The sequence below is a fragment of the Paracoccus beibuensis genome (assembly GCF_026162625.1).
In the GTDB taxonomy this organism is placed as follows: domain Bacteria; phylum Pseudomonadota; class Alphaproteobacteria; order Rhodobacterales; family Rhodobacteraceae; genus Paracoccus; species Paracoccus beibuensis.
This window is the reverse complement of the sequence record NZ_JAOTBD010000045.1, coordinates 1-21,841: the sequence shown is the minus strand read 5'-3', so window position 1 is coordinate 21,841 and position 21,841 is coordinate 1. Positions and strand designations below refer to the sequence as shown.

Annotated in this window: 23 protein-coding genes and 1 pseudogene; 5 read left to right on the top strand and 19 right to left on the bottom strand. The window is 63.0% G+C overall.

From position 1 onward, the window contains the following. The 9 genes from OC159_RS17945 to OC159_RS17905 all read right to left on the bottom strand — a co-directional run. A partial coding sequence (locus OC159_RS17945) for a CoA-transferase (RefSeq protein ID WP_322626747.1) occupies nucleotides 1-112 on the bottom strand: 112 nt, incomplete at its 3' end. 17 nt (nucleotides 113-129) lie between these two features. After that, the gene (locus OC159_RS17940) at nucleotides 130-630 is read right to left on the bottom strand and encodes a MarR family winged helix-turn-helix transcriptional regulator (protein ID WP_265502568.1); all 501 of its coding nucleotides are present in this window, start codon (nucleotides 628-630) and stop codon (nucleotides 130-132) included. Nucleotides 631-723: 93 nt separating this feature from the next. Then, a complete protein-coding gene (locus OC159_RS17935; protein WP_265502567.1) occupies nucleotides 724-2,457 on the bottom strand; it encodes an FAD-binding protein in 1,734 nt (577 codons plus the stop codon). Further along, nucleotides 2,447-3,223 (bottom strand): SDR family NAD(P)-dependent oxidoreductase, encoded by a 777-nt coding sequence (locus tag OC159_RS17930; protein WP_265502566.1) that lies wholly within the window; start codon nucleotides 3,221-3,223, stop codon nucleotides 2,447-2,449. Before OC159_RS17930 ends, OC159_RS17935 begins: the two co-directional genes overlap by 11 nt. 11 nt (nucleotides 3,224-3,234) lie before the next feature. Then, a complete protein-coding gene (locus tag OC159_RS17925; protein WP_265502565.1) occupies nucleotides 3,235-3,969 on the bottom strand; it encodes an SDR family NAD(P)-dependent oxidoreductase in 735 nt (244 codons plus the stop codon). A 75-nt stretch (nucleotides 3,970-4,044) separates the two neighbouring features. Then, the gene (locus tag OC159_RS17920; RefSeq protein WP_265502564.1) at nucleotides 4,045-5,175 is read right to left on the bottom strand and encodes a C4-dicarboxylate TRAP transporter substrate-binding protein; all 1,131 of its coding nucleotides are present in this window, start codon (nucleotides 5,173-5,175) and stop codon (nucleotides 4,045-4,047) included. Between the two features lie 34 nt (nucleotides 5,176-5,209). Further along, the gene (locus OC159_RS17915; protein ID WP_265502563.1) at nucleotides 5,210-6,514 is read right to left on the bottom strand and encodes a TRAP transporter large permease; all 1,305 of its coding nucleotides are present in this window, start codon (nucleotides 6,512-6,514) and stop codon (nucleotides 5,210-5,212) included. A gap of 3 nt (nucleotides 6,515-6,517) precedes the next feature. Continuing rightward, the gene (locus OC159_RS17910) at nucleotides 6,518-7,033 is read right to left on the bottom strand and encodes a TRAP transporter small permease subunit (RefSeq protein WP_265502562.1); all 516 of its coding nucleotides are present in this window, start codon (nucleotides 7,031-7,033) and stop codon (nucleotides 6,518-6,520) included. Between the two features lie 67 nt (nucleotides 7,034-7,100). Next, nucleotides 7,101-7,856, bottom strand: a complete 756-nt coding sequence (locus OC159_RS17905) for an SDR family NAD(P)-dependent oxidoreductase (protein WP_265502561.1) — start codon at nucleotides 7,854-7,856, stop codon at nucleotides 7,101-7,103. A 121-nt stretch (nucleotides 7,857-7,977) separates the two neighbouring features. Here OC159_RS17905 and OC159_RS17900 point away from each other — a divergent pair, with 121 nt between their 5' ends. Next, nucleotides 7,978-8,715: a GntR family transcriptional regulator gene (locus tag OC159_RS17900; RefSeq protein ID WP_265502560.1), complete on the top strand. Its 738-nt coding sequence runs from the start codon at nucleotides 7,978-7,980 to the stop codon at nucleotides 8,713-8,715. Next, nucleotides 8,712-9,332 (top strand): glutathione S-transferase, encoded by a 621-nt coding sequence (locus OC159_RS17895; RefSeq protein ID WP_265502559.1) that lies wholly within the window; start codon nucleotides 8,712-8,714, stop codon nucleotides 9,330-9,332. Before OC159_RS17900 ends, OC159_RS17895 begins: the two co-directional genes overlap by 4 nt. A gap of 36 nt (nucleotides 9,333-9,368) precedes the next feature. Here OC159_RS17895 and maiA read toward each other — a convergent pair whose 3' ends face one another. From maiA to hmgA, 3 genes are read right to left on the bottom strand one after another with little or no spacing between them, the layout of a single operon-like run. Beyond that, nucleotides 9,369-9,995 carry a maleylacetoacetate isomerase gene (gene maiA, locus OC159_RS17890; RefSeq protein WP_265502558.1) on the bottom strand — a complete coding sequence of 209 codons (627 nt, stop codon included), beginning with the start codon at nucleotides 9,993-9,995 and terminating at the stop codon, nucleotides 9,369-9,371. Then, nucleotides 9,992-11,191: a fumarylacetoacetase gene (gene fahA, locus OC159_RS17885; RefSeq protein WP_265502556.1), complete on the bottom strand. Its 1,200-nt coding sequence runs from the start codon at nucleotides 11,189-11,191 to the stop codon at nucleotides 9,992-9,994. Before fahA ends, maiA begins: the two co-directional genes overlap by 4 nt. Nucleotides 11,192-11,239: 48 nt before the next feature. After that, entirely contained in the window at nucleotides 11,240-12,601 is a 1,362-nt protein-coding gene (hmgA, locus tag OC159_RS17880) for a homogentisate 1,2-dioxygenase (RefSeq protein ID WP_407674152.1), read from the bottom strand. Nucleotides 12,602-12,735: 134 nt separating this feature from the next. Here hmgA and OC159_RS17875 point away from each other — a divergent pair, with 134 nt between their 5' ends. Further along, nucleotides 12,736-13,167 carry a MarR family winged helix-turn-helix transcriptional regulator gene (locus OC159_RS17875; protein ID WP_265502555.1) on the top strand — a complete coding sequence of 144 codons (432 nt, stop codon included), beginning with the start codon at nucleotides 12,736-12,738 and terminating at the stop codon, nucleotides 13,165-13,167. Between the two features lie 11 nt (nucleotides 13,168-13,178). On the opposite strand, the gene OC159_RS17870 is transcribed toward OC159_RS17875, so the two are convergent. The 4 genes from OC159_RS17870 to OC159_RS17855 form a co-directional block, all read right to left on the bottom strand. Further along, nucleotides 13,179-14,480, bottom strand: coding sequence for a TRAP transporter large permease (locus OC159_RS17870; protein ID WP_265502554.1), 1,302 nt, complete (start codon nucleotides 14,478-14,480; stop codon nucleotides 13,179-13,181). Then, on the bottom strand, nucleotides 14,473-14,961 hold the full coding sequence (locus tag OC159_RS17865) for a TRAP transporter small permease (RefSeq protein WP_265502553.1): 489 nt from the start codon (nucleotides 14,959-14,961) through the stop codon (nucleotides 14,473-14,475). Before OC159_RS17865 ends, OC159_RS17870 begins: the two co-directional genes overlap by 8 nt. A 56-nt stretch (nucleotides 14,962-15,017) precedes the next feature. Next, complete coding sequence (locus tag OC159_RS17860) at nucleotides 15,018-16,046, bottom strand: TRAP transporter substrate-binding protein (protein ID WP_265502552.1); 1,029 nt, start codon at nucleotides 16,044-16,046, stop codon at nucleotides 15,018-15,020. 61 nt (nucleotides 16,047-16,107) lie between these two features. Continuing rightward, the gene (locus tag OC159_RS17855) at nucleotides 16,108-18,441 is read right to left on the bottom strand and encodes a cytochrome P450/oxidoreductase (protein WP_265502551.1); all 2,334 of its coding nucleotides are present in this window, start codon (nucleotides 18,439-18,441) and stop codon (nucleotides 16,108-16,110) included. Nucleotides 18,442-18,612: 171 nt separating this feature from the next. Here OC159_RS17855 and OC159_RS17850 point away from each other — a divergent pair, with 171 nt between their 5' ends. Beyond that, nucleotides 18,613-19,293, top strand: a complete 681-nt coding sequence (locus OC159_RS17850; RefSeq protein ID WP_265502550.1) for an IclR family transcriptional regulator — start codon at nucleotides 18,613-18,615, stop codon at nucleotides 19,291-19,293. A gap of 505 nt (nucleotides 19,294-19,798) precedes the next feature. Here the strand turns inward: OC159_RS17850 and scpB are convergent. From scpB to OC159_RS20030, 3 genes are read right to left on the bottom strand one after another with little or no spacing between them, the layout of a single operon-like run. Then, nucleotides 19,799-20,434 carry an SMC-Scp complex subunit ScpB gene (scpB, locus tag OC159_RS17845; RefSeq protein WP_265502549.1) on the bottom strand — a complete coding sequence of 212 codons (636 nt, stop codon included), beginning with the start codon at nucleotides 20,432-20,434 and terminating at the stop codon, nucleotides 19,799-19,801. Between the two features lies 1 nt (nucleotide 20,435). Further along, nucleotides 20,436-20,948, bottom strand: coding sequence for a DUF1403 family protein (locus tag OC159_RS20035; protein ID WP_322626746.1), 513 nt, complete (start codon nucleotides 20,946-20,948; stop codon nucleotides 20,436-20,438). Further along, nucleotides 20,945-21,193: a DUF1403 family protein gene (locus OC159_RS20030; RefSeq protein WP_322626745.1), complete on the bottom strand. Its 249-nt coding sequence runs from the start codon at nucleotides 21,191-21,193 to the stop codon at nucleotides 20,945-20,947. Before OC159_RS20030 ends, OC159_RS20035 begins: the two co-directional genes overlap by 4 nt. Nucleotides 21,194-21,384: 191 nt before the next feature. Here OC159_RS20030 and OC159_RS17835 point away from each other — a divergent pair. Further along, nucleotides 21,385-21,720, top strand: a pseudogene (locus OC159_RS17835) (transposase); the annotation flags it as partial. Between the last annotated feature and the right edge of the window lie 121 nt (nucleotides 21,721-21,841).

Genomic DNA, 21,841 nt, shown 5'->3' with positions numbered 1-21,841 from the left:
CGATCAGAAGCTCGGGGATGCCGCAGAGGCCGAAGCCCCCCGCCGCGATCGTCATCCCGTCGTGCAAAAGCCCGTCCAGAGCCTCGCCCGCAGTGGCATAGACCTTCTTCATCGGTCCTCCTTCTTGTCTCATGCAGAACTGGCCTTCGCTTGACAATCGTCCTCAAGAGCCCCGCCACGTCCGTGGGCATCTAAACGCTGGGACATACTCACGAGTGCCCTGTCCAATGCCATGATACCTTGCTGCAGCGCCGCGCTGTCTGCTTCGGTCATCTCCGCCAAGATCTCCTCAGCGCGGGCAGCGACGCCCGCGAATGCCTTCTTGAATAATTCCTTTCCAGCTGGCGTGATAGCATATTGCCTCAGCCGCCGGTCGCTGGTCAGGATCCGGCGGGTGATCAAACCCTTCGCCTCCAGACGCGATGCGGCGCGGCTGACCTGAACCTTGTCCAGTGACGTGCGCTGCGAGATTTGCAACGAGTCGAGCGAGCCCGCATCCTCAAGCAGGAACAGCAGCCGCCACTCCTCGCGCGAAAGGCCGTGTTCGCGACCGTAGACTTCGACCAGCTTGCGCGAGAAGGCTTCGGCCACCACGGCGAGCCGGTAGGGGAAGAAGGTCTCGAGACGCATCCATACCTCCGTGTTTCGTAACAACCGCATTGCCGCCGAAGCCGTTCGACCGGGTGCAGCAGACAGTCATCCTGTCAGGATGTCATGAAGACCTTAGTGTACCTTCGCAGCGTTCTGCCCTACAATCCAACCGAAGGTGAGCGCCGGTCCCAAGGTGATGCCTGCACCAGGATATGCGCCGGACATGATAGAGTTGATATCATTCCCGCATGCATAGAGATTTGGAATTGCCGCGCCCTTGCCATCTTTCACTTGCCCTTTGCCATCGATTTCTAGTCCCATCGACGTGCCGATATCGCCGGGAAAGATCTCGATTGCGTAAAGCTTGTTTTTTAGCGGGGCAACGCAGGGGTTGGGTCCATGCTCGGCATCCCCCAGATACCTTTGGTAACTGGTCGAACCTTTGCCGAATGCCGGATCCTCACCCCGTTCAGCCGCCGCGTTGAACCGTTCCACGGTCTCGGACAATCGTGCAGGATCGATGCCGCAGGCGCTGGCAAGCGCCGCAGGAGCCATTCCTTGCTTTAGATAGCCCGAGGCCAGGTGCCGGACGATACGACCTGGGAATGCCGGGACTGCTCCAAGTCCGTACCGACGAAGCGCGCGCGCATCGCAGACCAGCCAAGCTGACTTCCGTCCTTCGTCCAGCAGCTTCGTGATCAGCTCCTGAACGAAGTCGTGGTAGCTAACTGCTTCGTTCACAAAGCGCCTGCCGTCATGTCCGACGGCGATCACGCCCGGCTTTGCGCGGTCCAGAAACAGATGAGGGAAAGGTCGGACGCCGCCCTGCCCGTCCGGCAGCAAGGAAACTGGCGCCCAGAAGGCTGCATTGCTGTTGGACCGCACGAACCTGGCGCCAATTGCCTCGGCAGCCGCGATCGCGCCACCGGTGCCGGACAATGGTGACATCGAATAGTGGGGAAGTCCCTGACGCACATGGACGAACGTCTCGGCTCGGCGGCCGGCATCCTGTGGAAATCCTCCGGCTGCGAGAACGACACCACGGCGCACGGAAACTCGGCGTACCTGACCTTTGCAGCGCAGTTCTGCGCCGATGACGCGGCCACTGGGCTCATCGCGGTTCAGCGCGACCAGTTCGTGTCCCAGATAGATGGGGATCCCAAGGGAAAGAACCGTCTCCATCATGCGACCGGCGACGGCGGCCCCCATGACCAGTCGGGTGTTGCGCCCATGGACGACGCGATCCCGGGCATAGTTGGCGATCCTCCGGGCGGCATAGGCCGCGGACTTCGCCGAGCGGCTCATCCGCAGGAAATGGTAGATGTCCGGCCGGCCAAGCGGCAGCCCACCTAGAATGGTGAAGTCGCGGATCGGAGGGCGCAGCCGCTTCAGCCAGGGGCCTAACCTACGGCCATCGAAGTCCAATGCATCCAGCGCTCTTCCGCCCTCGGCCGCGCCGTCCACGTCGGAGTGATAGTCCGGCGAAACTGGACGATGCGCCAACTTCAGTGACGTGTGATCATTGAAAAAGGCGATTGCCTGCGGCCCCGCTTCAAGAAACGCGTCTACCAGTTCGGCGTTGAATTGGTTGCCTGCTTCAGACTGGATGTAGCGTCGGGCAGCCCCACGGTCGTCGCTCATACCCGCACGCCGCATCAGCGGATTGTCCGGCACCCAAATCGCCCCACCCGACACGGCGGTGGAGCCACCCCATACATCGGCCTTGTCGACCAGAACGGGCGATAGACCAGCATGATGTGCAGAGATTGCCGCAGCCATTCCCGCAGCACCCGTGCCGATTATCAGCAGGTCGCACTTGTCGGGCACTGGGGCGTCGGGGTCGGGAAAGCGGATGTCATTCGACATGGATAGCCTCCTCCCGCGGGTAGCGGCCAACGGCCCAGCCACCATCGACGGCCAGAACCTGTCCGGTGATGAAGCTGGCCTCGTCCGACGCCAGGAAGCGTACAGCGCGGGCCACGTCCTGAGGTGTGCCGACACGGCGCAACGGCGCGCCCTCGATCATCACGTGACGGCGCCACGTCTCGGTGCGGATACGTTCGGAAGTCAGCGGCGTCTCGATCAGCCCTGGCGCAACCGCGTTCACGCGGATGCCGTTCGGTCCGAAATCCGTAGCCATCTGGCGGGTCAACCCGATCACCGCTGCCTTCGAGGTCGAGTATCCGCAGGAGTCCTGCGCGCCGATCTGACCAAAGATCGAGGCGGTGTTCACGATCGCACCGCCGCCGTTCGACGCCATGCGGGCGACCGCCCACCGAGACAGGCGAAACAAGCTGAGCACGTTGATCTGAAAATACCGGTTGAAATCCGCGTCGCTGGTTTCAAGCCCATGCGCACCGCGTGCGACGCCTGCATTGTTGCACAGGATGTCAGGTGCGTTGCCCGCCAGAGCTTCCTCTAGCAGCGACGGCAGGTTCGGATTGGTTACGTCGCCGGTAATGGCGGTGACGCGCTCGGATGCCATCTGGCCGATCCCAACCGGGTCGAGATCGACCGCCAGAACATGCGCACCCGAAGCCACCAGTGCCTCAGTGATCGCGCGGCCGATGCCCTGACCGGCACCGGTGACGACGGCCCGGCGGCCCGCCAGGTCTTGAATGTTATGGGACATGTTCACCTCCCTCAGAACGCCGCTGTGCCACCGACCGAACGCCCGCCATCCACGATCAGGACCTGACCGGTGACGTATTCGGCCCGCGGGTCTGCGAGGAAAGCAACCGCGTGCGCGATGTGTTCGGGGCTGCCCAACCGGCCGGAAGGTTGTTGGACCCGCATCCCCTCCAGCCCCTCCGGGCGAGCCTTCAGCATATCGGTCTCGATGACGCCCGGTGCTACGGCATTCACAGTGATCTGACGGGCAGCCAGTTCCAGTGACATCGCCTTGGTCATGCCCGCAACGCCGGCCTTTGAGGCCACATAATGGGCGTAATTGCGGGCGCCGAACGCCGCGCGCGAGGCAAGATTGATGATCCGCCCGCCTTCGGGAAGGACGCGCGACGCTTGTTGGCAAAGCGTGAACATGGCGACTGTGTTGATTTCGTACATGCGGCGGAAATCGTCGGCGGTTAGATTGTCGAATGCGATGACGTCGAAGATCCCGGCATTGTTAACCAGTACCCGTAGCCCCTTTGCGCCATCGATCAGCGCCTGCGTCGCGGCGGGATTGGTGATGTCCAGGATTTCTGCCCTCGCTGCGCCACCCGCGGACTGAATCTGCGCGACTGTTTCCGCAGCAGGGTCCTCTGCGCGGTCCGCGACGATCACGAGGTAGCCCTCCTGGGAAAGCCGAAGGGCGATTGCGCGTCCGATGCCCGCCCCTGCACCGGTGACGATTGCGGTAGCTTGTTCAGCGTTCATGGATTTCCCTTAAGCGGCGCCCAAGGCGCCATTCGATAAAGGTGGGCGGGCCGTATCGGCCCGCCAGTTATGTCGTCACTCGACTCCGTAGGTCTCGGCGTCCAGCTTTGCATAGATCTCGTCCTTGACCAGTTGGCCGACGGCCTCGGCATCTGAACGGTCGACGCCTTCGAGCAGGTCGTGCCACTTGCCGACGAGCTGCTGGTACTGCGTCACGATGTCCGAGGGATCTTCAATCCCGCGCACTTCGGCCGTCTCTGCCGCCAGCCCCTCCAGCATTTCGGCTTGGAATGCTTCCAGCCGTTCTTGCATCTGCGGGTCAGCCTCGGAAATGGTGATCCCGCGCTCTTTCGAGCCTTCCAGTGCGGCCTCGACGCCGTCATGGTAGGCCACCTGCGCCTCGGCCAGCGCCTTGCCGGTCAGGTCAAGGATTGCGCGACGATCCTCGGTCGAAAGATCAGCCCAGAAGTCTTTGCTCAGCACATATGTCGCGCCCAAAGACGCACCCTGGGGCAGCAAGTTGATGTGCTTGACGACCTCCCAAAACTTGTAGCCCGTGGCCAGGTTCGTCGGATCGCTGAGAGTGCAGTCAATTGAACCTCGTTCAAGGCCCGAATAGGTATCGGTCATCGGCACCGCGACCGGGATGGCGCCCAAAGATGCGATCCACTGGTTCTGCGCCGTTCCGGCCGTGCGGATCTTCAGCCCTGTAAGGGATTCCGGTCCCGAAACTTCCCTCATGCACAGGAAATTGTAGATAGGAGTCGAATAGCCCCCCAGAAAAACTGTGTTGTGATCGGAGTACTCCTCGATCATCCGGGGGTTGGTCAGCGCAATTTCGGTGAGGGCGAAGGCTGCAGCAAACTCATCGGTTACCGTGAAAGCCATGTCGTTGATCATGCCCGACAGCGGCAGCTCCGAAGGCGTATAGGACGCCGCCACGATCCCCAGCTGCGCAACTCCATCTCCGATCGCCTGCAAGGTCGTCGGCGCGGGAACCAGCGAGCCTGAGGAGTAAACTTCGAATTCGACATTGCCATTCGTCGCTTCAGAGATCTGTTCAACGAAGGGCGCATAAGCGATTTCATTTAGAATATGCGACGGCGCCATCCAATTCGTGGCTTGAAAGGTTTCGGCCGTGCCAGCCACGGGTGCAAGAAGCGACAAAGTCGCGCCGCCTGCCAGGATCTTGTTTGTCAGTTTCATCTTATTCCTCCCTGTAGAATACAAAGCCGTAGGCTCAACTGCCCATCATTTCGGGGAGCCACAGGCTGATTGCCGGAAACGCCACCAGAAGCGCCAACACCACCATGTCGATGGCGATGAACCAGCTGACACCGCGAAAGATCTGGCCAAGCCTGACTCGGTCGCCCAAGGCCGACTTGATGACGAATACATTCATGCCCATCGGAGGGGTCACTAGCCCGACTTCCAGCAGCTTGATCGTTAGAACTCCGAACCAGATCAGGTTCACGTCATGCACCGCCAAAACCGGTCCCAGCACTGGCAGCGTCAGCAGCATGATCGAGATGCTTTCCAGGAAAGCGCCCATCACGATGAACACGGCGCAGATCAGGATCAGCACGGTCAGCGTCGAATAGCCGTCCAGCAGCCCGACCACATAGTCTGGGATGGTTGCCAGGGCGATGAACCGCGAGAACAGCGCCGCACCCAGAACGACGATGAAGATCTCTGAGGTGCCCGACGCTGTATCCAGCAGCGCTCTGCGAAGGATCGGCAACGTCAGTCGCCCGCGGATCAGCGACAGGGCAAAGGCGAGAAACGCACCCACGGCACCAGCTTCTGTCGCAGTGAAAATGCCCGTAAAGATCCCCCCCATCACGCCGAGTATCAGCACCGGCAATGGCCACGCATCAGCCAGAAGCGCGCGGGTTTCAGCTCGGGTTGCGGTGACCTCAACGCGCGGTGCGAGGTTCGGATTGATGCTGCAGCGGAGAGTAATCAGAATGATGAACGCAAGCGCGGTAAGCAATCCGGGCATGATGCCCGCAACGAACAGGGTGCTGATGGAGGTGTCCAAAAGCAGACCGTAGACAATCATCAGCACCGATGGCGGAATCAGCGCACCTAGTGTACCTGCTGCGGCCACCGAACCGGTCGCTAGTCCCATATCATAGCGGGACTTGAGCATTTCCGGCACAGATATGCGCGAAAATGCCGCCGCACTGGCCACTGAAGAGCCCGAGGCTGAGGCGAAGAGCGCCGAGGCCACAACCGTCGACGAGGCTAGACCGCCCGGTATGCGGGCCAGCAGGATGCGCGCCGCCCCAAACAAACCGCGGGTCAGGCCGCCTTCGACCGCGATAAAGCCCATGAACAGGAACATCGGGATTGCCGACAGATTCCAGTCTCCGATGAGGTTAAACGGAATAGCCTTGGTGATCCCGACGGCCGGGCGCCAGCCCATCATCGCCCAGATGCCAAGAAACGCCGTACTGCCCATCGCGGCGCCGATCGGGACGCGGATGCCAATCAGCATCAGCACCAATCCCACGCCCATGAAGCCGATTTCGATACGATCCATATCTTAGGCCCCTGCGTCCATGTGCTCGGCGCTTGGCGCCATCGTCTTCACGCTCTGCTCGCTGAAGATGCGGACGATCAGGATCAGGCATGCCAGCCCGATCCCGACCGGCAGCATGAACTTGGCCGGCCATACCGTGACTCGCCAAAGACCATCCACGGTTTCGTTTGACTCCCACGCGCGAACTGCGACATCCCAAGAGAACCAACCGAGGCCCCCGTAAAAGACGAGTGTCGCGCACTCGCCTAGCTTACGCATTGCACGCTTCGCCCCGGCGCCTGTAGCATCATAGACCAGGTCGACGGTAATCGCGCTTCCGCGCGCTTCGACCCACGCCAGAGACAGGAACACCACTGCGATCATGTAGTAGTTCGCCACGACTTCGGCCGTGCTGGGCACGGGGTAGTGAAAAAGGTACTTGCCGATCACGTCAGCCATGACGTGGAACATCATCAGTGCCACGGACAGGCCCGCCAGCAATGCTAGCCCGTGGGTCAGCCATCTCAGGGTTGCGAACATGACGCCTCCTCCAGCGCTTTCGTTGACAGTGCGGACAGTGCGCGCGGCGATCTTCGCCGAGCACACCCTACTGCATCCGATATCCGCCATTCACATCAAGCATCGCGCCGGTCATGTAGCCGGCATCGGGGCCCAGCAGGAACGAGACTGCGCCTGCCACATCATCCGAAGTGCCAATCCGGTTCAGGGGAATGTTTCCCGTGACCGTCGCGTACTTTTCCGGTGGCAGTGATTGGTGCAGCATCGGTGCGTCGATCAGGCCGGGAGCCACTCCATTCACTGTGATCCCAAGCGGCGCAGCTTCACGAGCCGCTGCTTTGAGCAATGCCATTACCGATCCTTTAGAGGCGATATAGGCCGAACTGGAGCGATAGCCTCCTAGCTGAGCCGCAACGGAGCTGAAGCCGACAAAGCGACCGCCGCGCATTTCGCGTCGGCTCGCCACCCGCAGATACTCGCGGAGCAACAGGAACGTCCCGGTCGCGTTCACACGCTGCGTCACCTCCCATTCGTCCAGGGTGATGTCGGTCAGCGCGGGCCGGTCGCCATTTCCGGCGAACAGAAGAATGCCAGCCGCCGCGACCACGTGATTTATCGCTGCGCCTGCGGCCTCTGCTTCAGCAAAACACGCGATGACCGCAGCCTCGTCCGATACATCCAGCGCGACCGCCCGATGCGCACCACCCACTCCGCTGATGACAGCCTCGGCACGGGCGTGATCAAGATCCGCGGCGATGATCGAGAAGCCGTCGGCAACAAGGCGTTCAACGACTGCCCTACCTATTCCTCCAGCCGCGCCAGTTACCAGACAAGTACCCTTCACAACACGCCCCCTCTTTCGTTGCGAACGTAATGAACACAAAAGCGGGTCTATTGCAAGTAACAAGCGCACAGATTATAGGTTTTGGATAAATTGTCTTGTTGCGGGGTTGCACGGGTCTGGAATGCAGGAAAGTCACACGAGCACTGAGATCGCTACAGAGCGGCTGCGCGAGTTGATCCTGGAAGGCGGGATCAAGCCCGGAGAAAAGCTGCACCAGGATCAACTGGCCGAGCAACTAGGGCTGTCGCGCACGCCGCTCCGCACGGCACTGACCACCCTGACCCAGACGGGGCTGGTGGTCTACGAAAGCAATCGCGGCTTCCGCGTACGGGAGTTCTCGATTTCGGACATGAAGGGCGCGTTCGAGGTCAGGGCCGAACTGGAGGCGACCGCCTGCCGTCTGGCCGCGGACAACATGACGCCTGAAGTTGGCGCGGAACTGCTGCAACTGGTTGCCCACGGCGATCAGCTTCTGTCACCGGGCCTTCTGCTACCGGAGAATCTGGGCCCCTACCGGCAAATGAACGTGCGCTTCCACGACCTGATCATGCGAACCGCCGCCAATCCGTGGATAGTAGATTTCGTCCAGCGCCTGCACAACGTGCCGATGGCATCGGACCGCATCATCATGTGGCGCGATCACGGCGTCATCGCGCGGTCACACGACGATCACCATCGCATCGCCCAAGCCTTGTCCAACGCCCAGGGCACGCGCGCCGCCGCACTGATGCGCGAACACATCATCTTTGCCCTCGAACACCTGCTGGACCATCTGGAACAGCACCCCGAGGACATCCTGAGGCGCCCCACAAAGGATCTCGGGCGCCCCACCACCCGAAACCGGAGGAAAAACAAATGACCATCAGACTTTTCCATTCTCCCGCCTCGCCCTACGTCCGCAAGGTGCTGGTCACTGCCCATGAACGCGGCGTCGCAGATCAGGTCGAGTTGCTGGAGTCGGCTGCATGGCCCGTGAAGCGCGATCCGAACATTGTGCGATACAATGCGTCGGGCAAGGTGCCATGCCTGCTGACCGAAGGCGACCAGCCGATCTTTGACAGCCGAGTGATCTGCGCGTTCATCGACAGCCTAGGGGACGCACAGGGCACGGTTTACCCGTCGGGCGCCGACCGGTTTCGCATCCTGACCCTGGAGGCACTGGCCGAGTCGACCCTGGATGCCTGCCTGCTGTGCCGCTATGAAGTCGCGCTGCGCCCGGAGGAATTGCGTTGGCAGTTGTGGCATGACAGCCAGATGGAAAAGGTCGACAGCGGGCTAGATGCGCTGGAAGGCGAATGGTTCGACTTGCTGTCCCGAGACTTCAATGCGGGATCCATCGCGGCAGCTTCCATGCTAGGCTATCTTGACTTCCGATTTGTCGACAAGGACTGGCGCGCGGATCACCGCCGGCTTGCTGAATGGTTCGCCGAGGTATCCAAGCGGCCATCGATGCAGGAGACGATGCCCAAGGGCTGAAACAAATGCGGGCCGGGTGATCTCCGGCCCGTGATCTTATGGCTGCTGCGGAGCGGCGGCGACAAAGGTTGGCTCTACCTTGCATCGCGCCGCGACAGCCGCAATACGGGTCAGATCATCGGTTTCGACCTGCCAGCGACTGGCGTTGTAAAGCTGCGGGATCAGCACGCAATCGGCGATGCTGCCTGCGTCGCCGACACAGAACGTGCCCGTGAACGACGGGTGATCCAGCATCCGTTCGAAGGCCTCGAGCCCTGCACGAATGGTATCGCGGTTCCATGCCGCGCGCGCGGCCTTGCCCGCCAGAACCTCGATGCGGTTCAGCGTCTTCAGGTTCGACAGCGGGTGGATCTCGCAGGCGATGGCCAATGACAGCGCACGCGCCTGGGTACGCGCGGCGGGATCCGCGGGCAGCAGTCGCGGACCGGGACGGGTTTCGTCCAGGTATTCGATGATGGCAAGGGACTGCGTCAGCACCAGACCGTCGATCTCCAGCGCCGGGACGAGGCCCTGCGGGTTCAGCCGCAGGTGCGCCGGATCGCGCTGCTTGCCCTCGACAAGATCGACCGGACGTCTTTCGAACTGAATGCCCTTGAGGTTCAGCGCGATCCTGACCCGATAGGAGGCCGACGATCTCCAATAATCGTGCAGCACTACCGTCATTGTGCTGGCAGGATTTTGCCGAGGCAGGTCCCGAAGCCGACGCGATAGCCGTCCCCCTGCGCGTGACCGAACAGCCCGATCTCGTCACCGTCCTCGATGAAGGTGCGGCTTTCACCACCGACCGTTACGGGGGTCTTGCCGCCCTGCGTCATTTCTAACAGCGCGCCGGTCTGATCGGGCTCCGGCCCGGAGATCGTGCCCGAGCCCAGGAGATCGCCAATCCGCATTGGACAACCCGAACTGGTGTGGTGCGCCAGCTGCTGTGCGCTGGAGTAATACATTGTCTTGTAATTCGTCTGGCCCATCACCTGCCCGTTCATGGTCCAGCCGACGGTCAGATCGTAAAGCCCAGGACGACTTTCGCGCAGATAGTCCAGCAGCGGATTGACCCGCTCAGCTCCTTTGGTGCGAAACGGCTCAAGTGCGGCTTGCGTCACAATCCACGGGCTGATCGTTGTGCCGAGCGCTTTGGCCTGAAAAGGGCCGAGCGGCTGGTATTCCCAAGCCTGCACGTCGCGCGCAGACCAGTCGTTCAAGAGCACATAGCCGAAGATCATCTCCTCTGCCCGGTCCACGCTGACACGCTCGCCCAGGGTGCTGTCCATGCCGACGATGGCGCCCAGTTCCATCTCCAGGTCGAGGCGGCGGCAGGCGGTCCAGATCGGGCCGTCCTCGCCCTTGACCTGGCCCATCGGGCGGCGGATCGGGGTGCCCGACACCACGACCGAAGACGCGCGCCCGTTATAGCCGATAGGCATATGCGTCCACTGCGCCGGCAGCGCGTTCTCGGGCCCGCGGAACAGGACGCCCACGTTGAAGGCGTGGTTCTTCGAGGCGTAGAAATCGGTGAACTCGGTGACGTGGATCGGCAGGTGGAGCATCGCATCCACCATCGCCACCAACGGGAGATCGCGGTTGCCGTCCTCGGCCAGCAGCGCCGTCAGAGCTGCGCGAACCTGATCCCATTTCGCACGGCCAAGGCCCATGAACCCGTTCAGCCGCGGCTCGGCGAACGTGCCGCCCGCATCCAGCAGGCCATGTTTTTCGCATGCGGCTAGATCAACGATCATGTCGCCGATCGCCGCCCCGCAGCGAGGTGCATCGCCGCAGGAAAAGACGCCATAGGGCAGGTTGTTCAGCGGAAAGGGACAGTCGGCGCTGTTCGCGCTTTCCACCCAGGAACGGATCAGGGTCATGCCCATCCTTTCTTGTATTGCCTTGCAGCCCGAAGCGGACTGCGTCGTTCACTTGATGCCGGGGGTGCCGTCGAACTTCTTTTCCAGCTGGTTCCAGACCTCGATGTACTCCTGCTGCATCGGGGCTTCCTTTGCGGCGTATTCCGTCAGGTGCTGGGGAAAACGGGTCTCGAACATGAAGGACATGGTGTTGTCCAGCTTGTGAGGCTTCAATTCGGCATTGCTGGCGCCCTCGAAGGCGTCGCGGTCGGGGCCGTGGGGCAGCATGCAGTTATGCAAGGAAATCCCGCCTGGCTGGAAGCCCTGCGGCTTGGCGTCGTACTGGCCATAGATGTTGCCCATCAACTCGGACATGATGTTCTTGTGGTACCAGGGCGGGCGGAAGCTGTGTTCGGCCACCAGCCAGCGTTCGCGGAACAGCACGAAATCGATGTTGGCGGTGCCTTCCTGGCCCGAAGGTGCCGTCAGCACGGTGAAGATCGACGGGTCGGGATGATCGAACAGGATCGCGCCGACCGGGGAATAGGTCCGCAGGTCGTACTTGTAGGCGCAATAGTTGCCGTGCCACGCGACCACGTCCAGCGGGCTGTGTCCGATCCGCGTCTCGTGGAACTGGCCGCACCACTTGATGACGACGCGGCTTTCGACCTCGCGGTCCTCGAAGGCGGCAACGGGGCACTTGAAGTCGCGCGGGTTCGCCAGGCAGTTCGCGCCGATCGGCCCGCGGCCGGGCAGGTCGAACTTCTGGCCGTAGTTCTCGCAGACAAAGCCGCGGGCCGGGCCTTCCAGCACCTCCACGCGGTAGACAAGACCGCGTGGGATGATCGCGATCTCCTTCGGCTCCAGCTCGATGATGCCCAGTTCGGTGCAGAAGCGCAGCCGGCCTTCCTGCGGCACGACCAGCAACTCGCTGTCGGCCGAGAAGAAATACTCGTCCTCCATCGAGCGGGTCACAAGGTAGACATGCGACGCCATGCCGACCTGGATGTTCACGTCGCCAGCCGTGGTCATCGTGCGCATGCCGGTGATCCAGGTCAGGTCCCGGTCCGGCACAGGAATCGGGTCCCACCGGTACTGGCCCAGACTGGTCACGTTCGGCAGCACGTTCGGGGCGGTCTTCCAATGCGGGACGTCGATCGGGGTGAACCGCCCCGTGTGGTGCACGGACGGGCGGATGCGATAGCACCAGGTCCGCTCGTTCTGCCCGCGCGGCGCGGTAAAGGCGGTGCCCGACAACTGCTCGGCGTAAAGGCCATAGTTGCACTTCTGCGGGCTGTTCTGGCCTTGGGGCAGAGCGCCCGGCAGCGCCTCGGTTTCGAAATCGTTGCCGAAGCCGGGCATGTAGCCGTCATGCGCGCCGGTCGTTCCCTTGGCGCAAATCATGGCTTTCGGAAGCTTTTGAAGGGTCATCGTCGCTTCTCCTCAGGTGCTGATGAGTTCGTTGCTTCTGCAATGACAAGTAACGTTGAGGATGCAATGATGTCAAGGTCGGGCATTGCTGCTATAGCGACTTGAAATGACCGCGCGCGAAAAAGGAAAATTGCATGTCTTTCGACCTGGACGGATTCCTGCCGTATCAGCTGAGCGTGGCCGCCACTAGGATCAGCCGCCGGTTCGCGACGCTGTACCGGGCCGAGGCTGGTCTGACGATCCCTGAATGGCGCGTCCTGGCGCATCTGAACCGCTCGGGACCTGTCAGTGTACGCGACATCACGGCACGGGTCCACCTTGACAAGAGCATGGTCAGCCGCGCGGCGACGCGACTGGAGGAGAACGGCATCGTCAGCATCTCGACCCATGACACTGATCGTCGTCTGGTCGTGCTGGAACTCACGGAAGAGGGCCGCGCACTGATGCAAAGGCTGGGTCGCATCGCCGAGGCGTTTCAGGCCCAGCTTCTTGACGAACTGCAGGATGACGCAAGCCCCCTGCAGTGCGCGCTGCTGCGCATCAACGCCGACCGTTCCAGCGGATAGCGGGCGCTCTGTCACATGGCCTGCAGCGGCAGCCACAGCGCCAAGGCGGGGAATGCCACCAAAAGCACGAGCCGCAGGATATCGGCCAGGATGAATGGCAATATGCCCTTCACCACCGTGCTCTGCGACACACCCTGCGACGCAGCCTGCACCACGAAGAGGTTCATTCCGATGGGCGGCGTGATCAGCCCGATCTCGGCCACTGTGACAATGATGATGCCGAACCAGATCAGGTTGAAGTCCATTTCCAGCGCGACGGGCGCCAGAAGCGGCACCGTCAGCAGGATCATCGACATGGAGTCCATGAAGCAGCCTAGGACGATGTAGAAGATCAGGATCAGCGCCATCACGGTCAACGGCCCCAGTCCGGCCGAGCGGATCTGTTCGATCAGCAGCTGCGGCAGGCCCGTGTTCTCGAGGAAAAAGTTGAACAGCGCCGCCCCGATGAGAATGAAGAAGATCATCCCGGTCAGTCCCGCCGTCTCCTGAACCGAGGCTTTCAGCGTGAGGCGGTTCAGCCCGCCCGAGAGCAGGGCAAGGACAAAGGCGCCCACCGCGCCGACTGCCGCCGCCTCGGTCGGAGAGAACCAGCCGAGATATATGCCGCCGATCACCACGCCGAACAACAGCAGCACCTGCCATACGCGACCGAGCAACCGCACGCGGCAGCGCCAACCCGTCCGCTCCGCCCGCGGCGCAATCTCGGGGTTGAGGCGCACCTTGATCATGATGGCGCCGGCATAGAGCACGGCCCCCAGCAACCCCGGAACAAGCGCGGCGATGAACAGCTGGCCGATCGAGCTTTGAGTCAGGAGGCCATACACCACCAGCAGGATGGAGGGCGGGATCAGAACCCCCAGGGTTCCACCCGCCGCCACCGTGGCCGTCGCAAGCGAGGGTGCATAGCCGTGGCGCTTCATCTCTGGCAGCGCTACCCGACCGATGGTGGCGACCGTGGCAAGCGATGACCCGCAGATTGCCCCGAAGAACGCGCTTGCCGCGATCGACGTGATTGCGAGCCCGCCCTTGCGATGCCCAATGAAGGCATTGATCGCCGCATACAATGAACGCGACAGCCCGGCATGTGAGGCGAAGACGCCCATCATCACGAAAAGCGGGATGACCGAGAAGGAGTACGGAAAGATCGACTCGAACGGGCTGGACCCGAGGATGTAGGACGCCCCCATCCATCCGTTCAGGTACCAGTAGCCCAGCACGCCGATCACCCCCATGGAGACAGCCACCGGAAGGCCGAGCGCGATCAGCAGCAGCGCGGCGGCAAAACCCCACAGCCCCAGAAATGGATCAGTCATCTTCAGGATGCCCTTTCGGCGGTGAGAGAAGCTGCAGAACGATCGCAAGCAGCGACATCGCCAGCCCCAGAAGCAGTGGATACCAGTACCAGTCGATGGGAATGCCCAACTGCTGGGACCGGTCGCCGAACATCGTTCTGGTCAGGAACGTCGCATATCCCTGCCACAGCATCAGCCCCACCAGGCCTAGGGACAGCACTGCGATGGCCAATCTCAACGGTGCCGCGAGGGCGCGCGGCATCAGGTTCAGCAGGAAATCCACCCCCACGTGGCTGCCCGCCATGAACGCGTACGGCATGACCAGCCAGGCACCGCCGATGAAGAAGAGCTGGACGAGATCCACGACGCCCTCGACCGGCAGGCCGAACCGGCGGCCGATCACATCTGCGACCGTCACCAGCGCCGCCGTCCCGTAGGACAGGACACCGAGCCCGGCAAGCGCGGATACAAGCCAGCGCCCATACGTGAAGAGCTGTTGCAAGGTTGGGTTTCTCCTGTGCGAAAGCCCCGGCGCGGGTGCCGGGGCTTTCATCCGGTCTACTGATGCGCCTGTTCGTATTCGGCGATCTTGTCTTTCATCGCCTGATAGATCTCCTCGGCGTTATCGACGCCCTGATCCTTCACTGACTGGATGTAGCGTGCCATCATCGGCTGCAGTGCTTCTGCCCATGCGGCACGCTCTTCGTCCGAGAGGACGGAAATCTCGTGGCCCGCCGCCTCGGCTTCTGCCTGGCCCGGCTGGTCCCACTTGTCCCACCAGTCGCCGAACTTCGATACCAGCGCATCGCCGGAATACTGATCGACGCACGCCTTCGCCTTGTCGCTGAGCCCGTCATAGGACCGCTGGTTCATGACGAAGAAGAACGACACCGTGTAGGCCCCGAGGTCCAGGTGATAGTCCAGCACTTCGTTCAGCCCAAAGCTCTTCACCGGGTCCCACGGAAAGACCGTGCCATCGATCACGCCGCGCTGCAGGCTTTCGTACACCTCGGCAGGCGGCAGGCCCTGCGGATCGGCGCCCAAGGCCGACAGCATCTCGGAAACCGCAGGCGACGGTGTGCGGATACGCAGCCCCTGCATGTCCTCCATGGTTTCAACCTTGGTGCCCGCGGTGTGCAGCAATCCGCCATTATGGGCGTAGAGCGCCAGGACCTTCACGCCCTGGTATTCCTCGGCGAGATAGTCGGGAAACAGCTCCCACAGCGCATAGGTGGCCGCACCCGCGTCATCGGTCAGAAACGGCATGTCGATCAGGGACGTGCGTGGAAACCGGCCGCGCGGAATGCCCGTCAGTCCATTGGCGATGTCCACCACGCCTGCCATCACCTGCTCCTGCTGGCGCGCGACGTTGCCCAGCTGCGAGCCAGCAGGAAAGATCTCGAACTGCACCTCGCCCTCGGTGCAGGCGGTGATTTCCTCGGTCCAGGGCACGATGAAATCGGTATGTATGCCGTGGACCGAGGGCAAATAATGGCTGACCTTCAGTGTCACTTCGGCCTGCGCCGCCGTCGCCATTAGTGCCGTGGCCACGGCGACCCCCGCCATGAGTTTATCAGCATCTTTCATTCAGGTTCCTCCCATACATGAAAAGCGTCTTCCCGCTTCGTGGTCTCGCCGGATTGGTCACTCAAAGGGCCAGCCGGATCTTCCCCCCGTTCCTCGCGCGCGAACAGCAGCTCATGATGCGCTTGTTCGCGGCACGCTCGGCCCGTGTCAGAACCATGTCACGGTGATCGATCTCTCCTTCAACCACGGCGACCTCACAGGAGCCGCAAAGACCTTCGCAGCAATCATGGGGCACATCGACGCCCGCTGCCAACAGCGCATCGAGCAGCGTCTTGTCCGCGTCGACCTGCACGGTCAGCCCGCTGTCGGTGAGCTCCGCCTCGAATGCCTGTTCGTTGTCGGGGTCAAGGCCAGAGCCTCCGGCGCTAAAATGTTCGAACCGGAAGGTGCCCTCAGGCTTGCCTGCAGTCAGCTCTTCAAGCGCAAGCAGCATCCGCCCGGGGCCGCAGGAATAGATCTGTCCGCCAGCGGGCAAGGCATCCACCAGCGCAGACAGATCAAGCTTCCGCCCCTCGTCGCCGGGATAGATCCTCTGCGCGGCACTGTGATCGGCCTGCAGTCGCGCCAGGAAAGCCATTGTCCGCCGCGAGCGGCCGGCATAGTGAAGCTCATATGACCTGCCCTCCGCCTTCAGGCGGTCCGCCATCGCGATTATCGGCGTGATGCCGATCCCCCCGGCGACCAGCACATAATGAGCCGCACCTTCGGACAACCGGAACAGGTTCGACGGGCCGCGCAGCCTTATTTCGGTACCCGGCTTGATTGTATGATGGATATGGCAGGATCCGCCCCGCCCCAGTTCCTCGCGCAGGACGGCCACCTCATAGCTGCCGGCCCCAGGATCGCCACAAAGCGAATACTTCCTGTCAAAATCACCCACGCAGAGCTCGATGTGGGCACCGGCGCTCCACCGTGGCAGCGGGCGATCATTGGCGTCCTCCAGTGTCAGCCCCAAGACCCCCTCGGCCTCGTTGCGCACCTGCGTCACGCGCACCCTTCTTGCAATGTCGCGACGGGCGGGCGCGCCCACGGGAAAGACCCGTGCCACTTCACGTATGGAGCGGTTGCGGGCTTCGGGATTCTGCCCAGGGTCCCACTCCACCCACAACTCGTCCGGCCCGCGGAACGAGGTGCTGGGCATGTAGCTGAAGGTCTGATCGGCCAGCCGCAGATGAGGCAGACGGCGCGTCATTTCCTCGAGGAAGATGCGCATCTCCATACGGCCGATGTTCTTGCCCATGCATTGATGCGCGCCATAGCCGAAGGTCAGGTGATCCACCGCGTTCTCGCGATAGATGTCGAAGGCGTCGCCATCTTCGAAATGCCGGCTGTCCTGATTGCCCGAGGCCTGAACGATCAGCAGTCTGGCACCCTCGGGAATGGACACGCCTCCGACCGTGGCGGGGCCGGTGGTCTGGCGCCGCCAGGCGACGATCGAACCCGCATGTCGAAGGCACTCCTCGACCGCGTTCGGTATCAACGAAGGGTTCGCGCAGATATCCTCCCACGCGTCGCGATGCGTCAACAGGGTCTTGAACATGTTGGCAGAGGCAAGCGAGGTCGTCTCATGCGCCGCGACGATGATCGCCATCATCATCGAATGCACGTAGCTGTCGGTCACCACGTCGGGCATTTCCGCGTTCATGCGGATCGTGTGGTGCATCCAGCCATTGCCATCGGGCTGGCCGCGCATCTTCCTGATGACCTCGCCCGCGTATTGCCAGAAGCGACCCACGTCATGGGCAACCTGTTTCTGCTTTTCCTCGGACGGGCGTCCCCACGTGTTGACCGAGTGCGCGACCGAGAAGGTCTTCAGCGTTGCGATCTCGTCCTCGGGGACGCCAAGGAAATGCAGCGCCACCAACAGCGGCACCTCATATAGCATGCCATCGACCAGATCGACGCGGCCGTCGGCGATGAACCCGTCGATCTTCTCGCGCGTGAGCTTGCGGACCATGTCCTGCTGTCTCTCGAGGTTCTGCGGCAAAAAATGCTCCAGCAATGCCCGGCGCCGTTCCATATGCGCCGGCTCATCCTCGTTCACCAGCGTACGGGCCATCGCATAATCGTAGCCCTTCAGGATCTCCTGCGCCTCCGCGGTCGCAGGGGATATCTTTTCTAGAACGTTCCTGGGAGAAAACAGGATATTGTCGCGGAAGACGGCCTTGATGTCATCGTATCTGCTGACGACCCAGTAGCCGAGCGCGGGAGAGTAGAAGACTGGCATCTGATCGCGAGACCAGCGTAGCGCCTCGGCAGGATCGACCTGATAGGGACCTTCAAAAGGATCAAAGGATAGAGCCATCGCGGCCGGATTCATCGGGCAGCCCGCGGCCTTGGTGCTATTACCTACCGGACAACCAGGCTTGGCTTGAACTGTGCTACGTTCGGTCATCGCGCCGCCTCCTCGCTTCGGATGATACCGTTGCATACGCAACCACCGATGGGGAAGCAATCTCTTTTATCGAAGCCGGTGTCTCACTATTCGAAACTCATTCTTGCTCCACTACCCTGATACCTGCTATCTCTGGTCAGGCAGCAGCTCCTCACGAGGGACTAGGCACACGTGTCACGCTACAGTTTACTCCAGACGCTCGACCGAGGAATTGAGACGCTTTTGCTTGTCGCCCGCAGTCCCGGTGACCTGCGGGTCAGCGATGTCGCCCGGCAACTCGATCTGACGAGGGCGGTCGCCTATAGGATCGTGGCCACGCTGTGTCATCACAAGATGATACGACGTCGCGAAGATGGTCGCCTGACATTGGGTGGGGCTGCGTTCCAGCTTGGTGCGGCAGCAACAGATACCGTACGCAAAGCCGCGCGCGCCGTGTTGGAGCAACTGGCTGAGGAAACCGAGGCCACGGCCTTTCTTTCCGTTGCAGAAGGCTCGGAATGCGTGGTTGCCATGACAGCCGAACCTCGCAATGCGGTTGTCGCCATCCATTATAGGGTAGGTGTTCGCCACCCGTTGAACCGTGGCGCTGCAGGATTGGCGATCCTGGCGGGGCGCCCCCCCTCATCGGATGAGCCCGAAGAAGTGTCCGTAGCACGCCGAAGTGGTTTTGCCCTCACGCGCGGGCAGTTGCATCGTGGCGCGGTCGGGGTCTCGAGCCCCTTGATCCTGCCGCCGGGGCTGGATCAGCTCAACTACTCGATAGGGGTTGTGGCGCTGGAGGCGCTCGACACGGACATGGCCTGTTGCGCGGTGTGCAAAGCTGCACAGCGACTGAGTGCCATTCTGTCTTGAGCAGAGGTGTCGTCACTGTGTGCGGCCAGCACTAACATGCACTCGACATCATGCTCCATCGGCGACTGACGCATAGCCTCCGTCTCGGCCCGCAGAAGGCGTCTCTGCTGCCGACCACGCGACAGAGAAGATGCTGCGCACGTTCTACGGACCGGGCATACCGGCGGCTTAACCGGCCGACGCGCTAGGCTCGCGAGGTCTGCTGACGATGACCTGGATCTACTCCGGACAGCCGTCGTAGCCATCTTCGCGTTTGAGCCGATCGCGCAGTACCGCAACCCTCCGGTTATTGACTGCTGCATCGCGCGATCGCCCCGGGCCCCAATGCCGCCTTACGTATTAGCCGATTCGGCGCACCGCCTAGCAACGCAACGCCCCGGCTCCCGCCGCCATGCCGCGCCGTTCCAACCATGGGATCGGTCACATGTCCCCACAATGTCAGCCGGGCTCTGCGAAAGCGATCAGAGCCGCTTCGGCAGGTGGGGGTTTGACGCAATGCACGGCATCAACCTCCTTCAACCTGAACTGTGGCCGCGGCTCCACTTTCCACCGCCCCGTCCAGCCCATCCTCGGCGATTTGCGCTGGATCGGGCAGGTCGCGCAGGGTCTCAAAGCCGAAGGCGGCAAGGAACATGTCGGTGGTGACGAAGGTGGCGGGGGCACCGCGGCGGGGCTCGCGCGGGCCGGGAGCGATCAGGCCCTGCTCGGAAAGGCGGCCGATCAGCTCGCGGCCGATCTCGCGCCCGAAGATCTCCTTCAGCCTGTCGCGAGAGATCGGCTGGTGGTAAGCGATGGCGGCGAGGACGGTGATGTCGGCATCGCGTAGCTCAACCCCGCCCTCCGGCAGGGCCGCGGCGGCGCGGATGGCCGGGGCATAGGCGGAGCGAGTGCCGAGCATCCAGCCGTCCGCGACCTTCACCACCTCGACGGCCCGACCCTCCAGCTCGACGGCCAGATCCTCGACCAGAAGATCGACCGAAGCCCCCTGCCCGACCACGCGGGCCAGGTCGGTGCGCGACACCGGTGCGGCCGAGGCAAAGAGCACCGCCTCGATCCGGCGCAGCCACTCGCGCCAGCGCAGCGCCGGTGGCAGCTCGGCAAGATCGCGATCCAGCTCCGGCTCGGGGCGCTTCGTGGCCATCTCAGAGCCCGTAGAGCCGAAAGCTCGGGCGCCCGGTCAGCTCGCGCACGGCGCCCAGCTCCACCAGCCGGTCGCAGAGCCTTCGGGCGGCGCGGTCGGACATGACCTCCGTCAGGGCGGAGGGCGCCAGCGCATCGCGGTTGAGAAACAGCGCCACCGCCTCCCCGGCGCCGCGGGCCCGCAGCTTCGGCGCCACGGCGCGCAGCCTGGCCGCCCGGCGGGCCAGATCGGCGGCCAGGCGAGACGCGGGTCCGGCCGCCGTGACCACCGTCCGGTGGCAGGCCTGCTGCAGGTCCACGCAGCGGGCGCGCAGATCGCGCGGGGTTAGCCCGGTCGCCAGGAGCGGCGTCAGATGCGTCCAGCCGAGGGCGCGGGCGAGGGTGGCATCGGCGAGGATCAGCGCGGTGGTTTCGGCACGGGACCCCTCGGCCAAGACCGCCTCCTGCCCCGCCGCCAGCCAGGACTCGATCTGCTTGGCGTCCAAGCCCGGCAGCACACGGTCCCACTGGGTCACCCCAGCGGGTGCCGCACCGCGCGGGTCCATTGCCGGAAGAGAGCACCGGCCGGACCCGGATGATCGCCCGGCCGAAGCAGGTGCACGGCATCGCGCAGGGCGCCGGGGCTTTCGCGCCGGTGCTCGAGCCGGGCCGAGGCCTCGGCGGCGCCAAGCGCCAGCCGCGCCCGCCACAGCGCCTGCGGCACCGCCGGGTGGCCCTGCAGCGGATGCAGGCTCGCCAGGGCGGCGCCGGCCAGAAACACCGGGTTGTCGGACGGATCGGTCGCTGCAGTGGTCAGCCAGTCCGGCAGGCCGGGCGGCAGGGTCGGAAGGTCTGTCGGATGGGAGGGAGGCGGGTTGTGTCTCGGAACTGGTGGAAATTGGCTGGCGGCGTGATCTGCAGGTGGACACTCACCCACCCGACCGGCGGCGGCAACGCCAGGGAGATCACGCCATGAAGCAGAATACCGACAGCTCGTCCTTTTCGCTACTGCGTGACGCAGGCGCGCATGATCCGATCGAGGATCGCCTGCGGGCGAATGTCCGCGCCACCATCGAAGCCATGTTCTAAGAGGAACTGGCCGATTTTCTCGGCCGTCTCCGTTACGGCCGCGGTGACGAGCGGGCCAGGGGCTACCGCCACGGGCACCGCGATCGGCAGCTGACCGGCACATTCGGCACCGAGACGGTGCGTGTGCCGCGCGCCCGGATCGAGAACGAGGCCGGCAAGATCACCGAATGGCGCTCGAAGGCGCTGCCACGCTACAGGCGGCTGACGAAGAAGGCCGAGACCCGCAGGCAGGCTTGAGCTTCGTCGGCTGTTGGGCTCCATGCCGCTGCGTGGGCCTCGGGTCGGGGGATGCAAGACCGAATTTGGTCTGGTCGCCGCTGCCTCATGTGCCTAGAAGGCG